This window comes from Kitasatospora sp. NPDC091257 (genome assembly GCF_044757675.1).
GTDB lineage: Bacteria > Actinomycetota > Actinomycetes > Streptomycetales > Streptomycetaceae > Kitasatospora > Kitasatospora lactacystinica.
Window position 1 is genome coordinate 1 of the sequence record NZ_JBIVVI010000463.1, and the last position, 6453, is coordinate 6453.

At 71.0% G+C, this 6453-nt stretch carries 6 protein-coding genes; 5 read left to right on the top strand and 1 reads right to left on the bottom strand.

Features of this window, described 5'->3' with window-relative positions; all coding sequences use genetic code 11:
- Positions 1-226 precede the first annotated feature (226 nt).
- From ACIQOV_RS21570 to ACIQOV_RS21585, 4 genes are all read left to right on the top strand, one after another.
- Positions 227-985 (top strand): sulfite exporter TauE/SafE family protein, encoded by a 759-nt coding sequence (locus tag ACIQOV_RS21570; RefSeq protein ID WP_401050749.1) that lies wholly within the window; start codon positions 227-229, stop codon positions 983-985.
- A 38-nt stretch (positions 986-1023) separates the two neighbouring features.
- Positions 1024-1203: a DUF1272 domain-containing protein gene (locus ACIQOV_RS21575; RefSeq protein ID WP_401050751.1), complete on the top strand. Its 180-nt coding sequence runs from the start codon at positions 1024-1026 to the stop codon at positions 1201-1203.
- A gap of 109 nt (positions 1204-1312) precedes the next feature.
- The gene (locus ACIQOV_RS21580) at positions 1313-1618 is read left to right on the top strand and encodes a 4a-hydroxytetrahydrobiopterin dehydratase (protein ID WP_401050753.1); all 306 of its coding nucleotides are present in this window, start codon (positions 1313-1315) and stop codon (positions 1616-1618) included.
- A 118-nt stretch (positions 1619-1736) separates the two neighbouring features.
- Positions 1737-3791: a PQQ-binding-like beta-propeller repeat protein gene (locus ACIQOV_RS21585; RefSeq protein WP_401050755.1), complete on the top strand. Its 2055-nt coding sequence runs from the start codon at positions 1737-1739 to the stop codon at positions 3789-3791.
- A 151-nt stretch (positions 3792-3942) separates the two neighbouring features.
- Here ACIQOV_RS21585 and ACIQOV_RS21590 read toward each other — a convergent pair whose 3' ends face one another.
- A complete protein-coding gene (locus ACIQOV_RS21590; RefSeq protein WP_359911434.1) occupies positions 3943-4473 on the bottom strand; it encodes an HNH endonuclease in 531 nt (176 codons plus the stop codon).
- Between the two features lie 292 nt (positions 4474-4765).
- Here ACIQOV_RS21590 and tyrS point away from each other — a divergent pair, with 292 nt between their 5' ends.
- Complete coding sequence (tyrS, locus tag ACIQOV_RS21595; RefSeq protein ID WP_401050757.1) at positions 4766-6034, top strand: tyrosine--tRNA ligase; 1269 nt, start codon at positions 4766-4768, stop codon at positions 6032-6034.
- Positions 6035-6453 lie beyond the last annotated feature (419 nt).

The window sequence follows — 6453 nt, forward strand, 5'->3', positions numbered from 1 at the left end:
GGTGGACCCGGTCCGGGAGTACCCGAAGATCGACCCGGAGTGATCGGCCGAACCGTGCTTCGCCGAGGGCCCGCTGCCGAGAGGTGGCGGGCCCTCGGCCTTTCACGGTGCCCAAGCGCACGTACCGGGCACTGTGGCGTGCGTCCCGAATCGTGGGCGGGTCTGGTCGGCCCGCAGGGCCGTCCGGCATGATCCCCTCGGACAGGACCGAGAGGAGAGGGGACCCATGACGCTCTGGGAGTCGATCGCTGTCCTGGTGGCCGGCGTCGGCGCCGGGATGATCAACGTGATCGTCGGCTCCGGCACGCTGATCACCTTCCCGGTCCTGCTCGCCGTGGGCATCCCACCGGTCACCGCCAATGTCTCCAACTCCTTCGGCCTGGTCCCCGGCTCGCTCAGCGGGGTGATCGGGTACCGCCGCGAACTGGCCGACCAGGGGCGCCGCGTGCTGCGGATGGGCACCGCCTCCCTGCTCGGCGGGCTGCTCGGCGCGCTGCTGTTGATCAAGCTGCCGAGCGGGGCCTTCGACGCGATCGTCCCGGCGCTGATCCTGCTGGCGCTCGTCCTGGTGGTGATCCAGCCCCGGGTGGCCAAGGCCGTCGCCGCCCGCCGCCGTCCCGGCGGCGATCCGGACGGCAGCCCGGTACTGCTGGTCGGGGTGTTCCTGACCGGCATCTACGGCGGCTACTTCGGTGCCGCGCAGGGCGTGCTGCTGATGGCGCTGATGGGCATGCTGCTCCAGGAGGAGCTCCAGCGGATCAACGCGGTGAAGAACGCCCTGGCGCTGATCGTGAACGCGGTCGCCGCGCTCTTCTTCCTCTTCACCTCGACCGTGAACTGGGCCGCCGCCGGTCTGATCGCGGCGGGTTCGCTGGTCGGCGGCCTGCTCGGGGCCAAGGTCGGCCGTCGTCTCCCGCCGACCGCGCTGCGCGTTGTCATCGTGGTGGTCGGCCTCGTGGCCGTCACCAAGCTGTTGTTGAGTTGAACGACCGTCAGACCGTATGCAGGTCGGAGGAGTACGCCATGGCCCTGGAGATGCGTGAGAGCTGCGAGCGCTGCGCGGTGTCGCTGACCGCGGACGGCCGCGCCTCGATATGTTCCTACGAGTGCACCTTCTGCCCGGACTGCACCGACGCCATGGCCGCCACCTGCCCCAACTGCGGCGGCGAGCTGGTGGCCCGTCCGCGCCGGAAGGCCGCCTGACACCGGTTCCCGGGCACTCTGAACGGCCCGGAATCCCGGCCCCGGAGCCCCGGCCCCGGAGCGACGACCCACCGGACGACCCACCGGACGACCCACCAGGAGTGCGGCGATGAGCAGCAGGGCGCGGCTGAACGAGGACGAGATCACGGCAGCCCTGGCGGCGCTGCCCCAATGGAAGCGGGAGGGCGACAGCATCGCCCGTACCGCCGACGCGCCGGACTTCCCGGCGGCGATCCGGGTGGTCGGCTCCGTTGCCGAGCAGGCCGAGGCGCTTGACCACCACCCCGACATCGACATCCGCTGGCGATCGCTGCGCTTCGTCCTGTCCACCCACAGCGCCGGCGGCCTCACCGGGCTGGACTTCACCCTCGCAGCCCGGATCGACGAGGCCCTGCGCGTCGAGTCGGCGGCCTGACGCGGCACGACCGAGGAGCCCGGGCCCGTCCGACCGAGGGCCCGGGCCGCCTCTCCGGGTGGGCGTGAGATGCTGACTGCCGCATCGGCAGGCAGGTGGCTCGGGAGGGACGGAACGGATGGCGCAGGAGCCCTTCGGAGACGCCCACCCCCAACAGCCGTGGCCGTCCGAGGGCCACTCGGACTGGCAGAACGGCGGGCACAGCGGGCACGGCGGGTACTCCGAGCAGCAGCAGACGGCGGAGCAGCCGTCGCAGTGGCAGCCGCAGCAGCAGGCGGGTTACGGCTCGGCCGAGTACGGGCAGCAGCCGCAGCTCGGCCAAGGCGTCTACGGGCACACCGGCTACGAGACCAGCTACGACACCGGCTACGGCCAGGCCGGTCATGACCAGGCCGGCTATGACCAGAGCGGTTACGACCACAGTGGATACGGTCGGACCGGCTATGTCGAGGGCGGCTACGTCCACGGCCAGGATCAGGGCCACTACGGCGTTCAGGAGCAGTACCAGCCGTATCCGCAGTACCCGGACCACGCACAGCCGCATCAGGCCGCCACACCGTACGCCGCCCCGCGGCAGCCCGCCGGGGAGGGCTTGTACGTCCCGGCCGGGGCGGAGTACTCGGCGGACGGCTATGTGCACCTCGAAGAGGCCGGGCAGGTGCCCGTGACCGTCCCGGAGCAGTCCGCGGAGACTTCTACGGAGCAGGCCCCCGAGTTGCAGGCCGAACCCGCCTCGCCGTCGCGGGCCTCCGCGCGCCGAGGTGCCGGTCGTGGCTCCGGTGCCCGTGCCGGCGCGGGCGCTGACTCGGGCTCTTCGTTCTCCGCCAAGGCACGGAAGGCCGCCGACGCGGTGCTGGCAGGGGATCACGTGCCCAGCCGCAAGGCCCTGCTGGTGCGGACCGGTGCCGGGGTGGCCGCGCTGGGAGTACTGGTGGCGGCGGGGCTGATGGTCGGAACCGAGGGCGGTGGCAGCGCGGCGGCGAGCAGCGGCGGTGAGCCGGGCTTCGGGGTGGCGCACACCAGGACCTGGGCCGCGCAGCCCGCCGTGGCCGGTCCGGCCGGGGGCGACGACACGCTGATCGGCAGCTGGCTGCTGGCCGACGCGGTGGTCCGGGCCGACGGCTCCGGTGTCCGCGCGTACGACCGGGCGGGCGGCAAGCCGACCTGGTCGGTGGAGCCGCCGGCCGCCGGGGCCGTCCCGTGCGGGCTGTCGGCGGGAGTGAACCAGGCGGGCCTGGGCGCGGCGCTGTTCCGTCCGCAGGCCGATCCGAAGAGTCCCTGCACGCTGGTGTCCGCCGTGGACACCAAGACCGGCAGGACCACGTGGACCAAGACCCTCTCGGACACGAAGGGTGCCTACTCGGCGCGGGTCGGTGTCACCGAGGACAAGGTGGTGGCCGTCGGCGACGACCGGGCGCTGGCCTGGGAGTCGGCCGACGGGAAGGACGTCTGGCAGTACACCGGCCAGGGCAAGTTCTGCACCCTGTCCGGCGGCGTCAGCGGAAAGACCGTGCTCGTCGCCTCCTCCTGCGCCGATTCGACCCCCGCCGACCAGGCCGTCGCGCTGAACATCGCGGACGGCAAGGTCGGCTGGTGGCGGGGTCTGAACAACCAGCCGAAGACGGTGACGGTGCTGTCCGCCGAGCCGTCCGTGGTCCTCACGACCGGCGGGAAGCCCGAGGACGACCGGGTGTTCGCCTGGGGCGCGGGCGGCGACCCGGCCGCCGAGATCCCGGTGGCCGTCGACGGCGGCCGGCTGGACGTCGCCCACGGTACGTTTTCGGCCACTCCTGGCGTCTACTTCGAGGGCCGCACGATGGTCACCACCCTGGAACCGCCGAACGGCGGCGGGCCGGTGGCCGCGGTCGGCTACGACCTGGACACCGGCAAGCAGCGCTGGAAGGTGCCGAGCGCCGCGAAGGGCGCCGTCCGGGCGGTCGGCATCGACGGCGGATCGCTGGTGCTCGCCGCCGACGAACGCCGTGACCAGCCCGCCCGTCTCAGCAGGTTCCCGCTGGCGGGCGGTCAGGAGGCGACCGGCGGCAACTTCCCGGTCGGCACCGGTTCACTGCTGATCTCCGGACGAGTGCTGATCGGTGGTGGACAGGTGGTCGTGGTGCCCGAGCACTCGACCAACTACGGCACGGCGGCGGGGTACCAGGCGAAGGACTGAGGCCTTCCGCCCTGCACCGCGCCGGCGCCGCCCCACCTGCCGCCGCCCCGGCGCTGAGAGTGTCCTCAGGTCGAGAACGTCGAGAGTGCTCCCGTTCCCCGGAACCGCCTCCCGCGAGCAGCCTCCCGCGAACCGTCTCCCGGCAATCGCGTCACGCCGCGGAGACGGGCCGGCCCGGTACGGCCGGCAGCCAGTCGGCGAGGTCCCGGACCTCCGAGCTGCGCAGACCGAGCGCCAGCATCAGACTGGCCTGCGGCGTCGGCTCGAACGGCCGCCGCAGCAGCTTCATCCCGGCCTGCTCCGGTGTGCGGTCCGCCTTGTGCTGGTTGTCCTCCGCGCACGCGGCGACGGTGTTCATCCAGCTGTCGGCACCACCGCGCGACCTGGGCTGAAGGTGGTCCACCGTGGTGGCCCGCCGGCCGCAGTACGCGCACAGGTGCTGGTCCCGGGCCAGGACACCCCGCCGTGACCACGGAGCCTGTTGTCGGAACGGCACCCGTACGTACCGTTGCAGTCTGATCACCCGCGGCACCGGGACGGCCACTCCCGTCCCCCGGATCGAGCGCAGCGGATGCGCCTGCTCCACCACCGCCTTGTCCTGGAGCACCAGGACGACGGCGCGCTGGAGCGACACCGTCGTCAGGGGCTCGTAGCTCGCGTTCAGAACCAGCGTGTTGCGCACTCGGCACACCCTTCCCGCGGGCGTGCCACGGCGGCACGACCGTCTCCACACACGTCACTGCCGCCGCACGGCGGTGGAACCACTCTGAATGGGCCCACAGCCGTCGAACAACGGAATTTCCGGTATCGGGGGAGAGACCGGGAGAGCGGGCCGCCCAGCTTGATGGGGTGCCTAGGGGAAACTCGCTGGCCGGAACCGCGTAGGCTCTATCAGGCTGGAGTCGTACCGACCCGGGGCCCGACCGAACCGGGCCAGCACTGGGCGGACGCCCGATCGAAGGAGAAGCGTGACCGTGACGGACATCGTCGACGAGCTGCAGTGGCGTGGGCTGATCGCCCTGTCCACTGACGAGGACGCACTGCGCAAGGCGTTCGCGGACGGCCCGGTCACGTTCTATTGCGGCTTCGATCCGACGGCCCCCAGCCTGCACCTCGGCAACCTGGTGCAGATCCTCACCATGCGCCGCATCCAGCAGGCGGGGAACCTCCCGCTCGGCCTGGTCGGCGGTGCCACGGGCCTGATCGGCGACCCGAAGCCCACCGCCGAGCGCGTGCTCAACGACCCCGAGACGGTGGCCGGCTGGGTCGAGCGCCTGCGCGGCCAGATCTCGCGCTTCCTCGACTTCGAGGGCCCGTACGCGGCGCGCATGGTCAACAACCTGGACTGGACGTCCGGGATGTCGGCGATCAGCCTGCTGCGCGACGTGGGCAAGTACTTCCGGGTCAACAACATGATCGCCAAGGAGGCCGTCGCCCGGCGGCTCAACTCCGACGCGGGCATCAGCTACACCGAGTTCAGCTACCAGATCCTCCAGGGCATGGATTACCTGGAGCTGAACCGCCGCTACGGCTGCGCCCTGCAGACCGGCGGCAGCGACCAGTGGGGCAACCTGACCGCCGGCACGGATCTGATCCGCAAGGCCGACGGCAAGTCCGTCCACGCGCTGGCCACGCCGCTGATCGTCAAGGCCGACGGCACCAAGTTCGGCAAGACCGAGTCCGGTACGGTCTGGCTCGACCCCGAGCTGACCACCCCGTACGCCTTCTACCAGTTCTGGCTGAACGCGGACGACCGGGACGTCCCCAACTTCCTGCGGATCTTCAGCTTCCGCTCGAAGGAGGAGATCGAGGAACTGGAGCGCGAGACCACCGAGCGCCCCGCCGCCCGTCTCGCCCAGCGCGCCCTCGCGGAGGAGCTCACCACGCTGGTGCACGGCGCCGAGCAGTACGAGCGCGCGGTCGCCGCGTCCAAGGCGCTGTTCGGCCAGGGCGACCTCGCCGATCTGGAGGCCCCGACCCTGGCCGCCGCCCTGGCCGAGGTCCCGAAGGCCGAGGTGTCCGAGATCCAGACGGTGGTCGACCTGCTGGTCGCCGTCGGTCTGTCGCCGAGTCGCTCGGCCGCCCGCCGGACGATCAAGGAAGGCGGTGCCTACCTCAACAACGTCAAGGTGACGGACGAGGAGGCCGTGCCGACCGAGGCCGACCTGCTGCACGGCCGCTGGCTCGTGCTGCGGCGCGGGAAGCGCAACCTGGCGGCGGCGGAGTTGGTCGCTGTCGGCTGACCGGCTGACGGGCTGGTCGACGGACCGGCCGGTTGAAGCTTGGCTGAAAGCACACCCGCTCTGAGCTGCGTCTTTGAGCCCCGAGGGCCGGATCTGGACAGATCCGGCCCTCGACGTTTGACGATGTCCTCCAGGTGGCCTAGTGTTGAACGAGTCGCTGGAGCGACCATCCCACTCAGCAAGACCCACTCTCACTCTGATCCCCATGAAAATGGGTTTCTTGGCATTCCCGCCGACCGAGTGAGCGTGAATTTCGGGTAGCACTCGGAATGAGCTAATGTGGGGGACGTCGCGAAAAGCGAACCCGGCCAGTTCGGGAAATTGGATGAATGAAACTCCGGAAAACGGAGCGGAAAACATCTGATAAGCTGGAAACACGAAAGAACGAAGCCCGGAGGGTCCGCTGGAAGGCGGTCCGA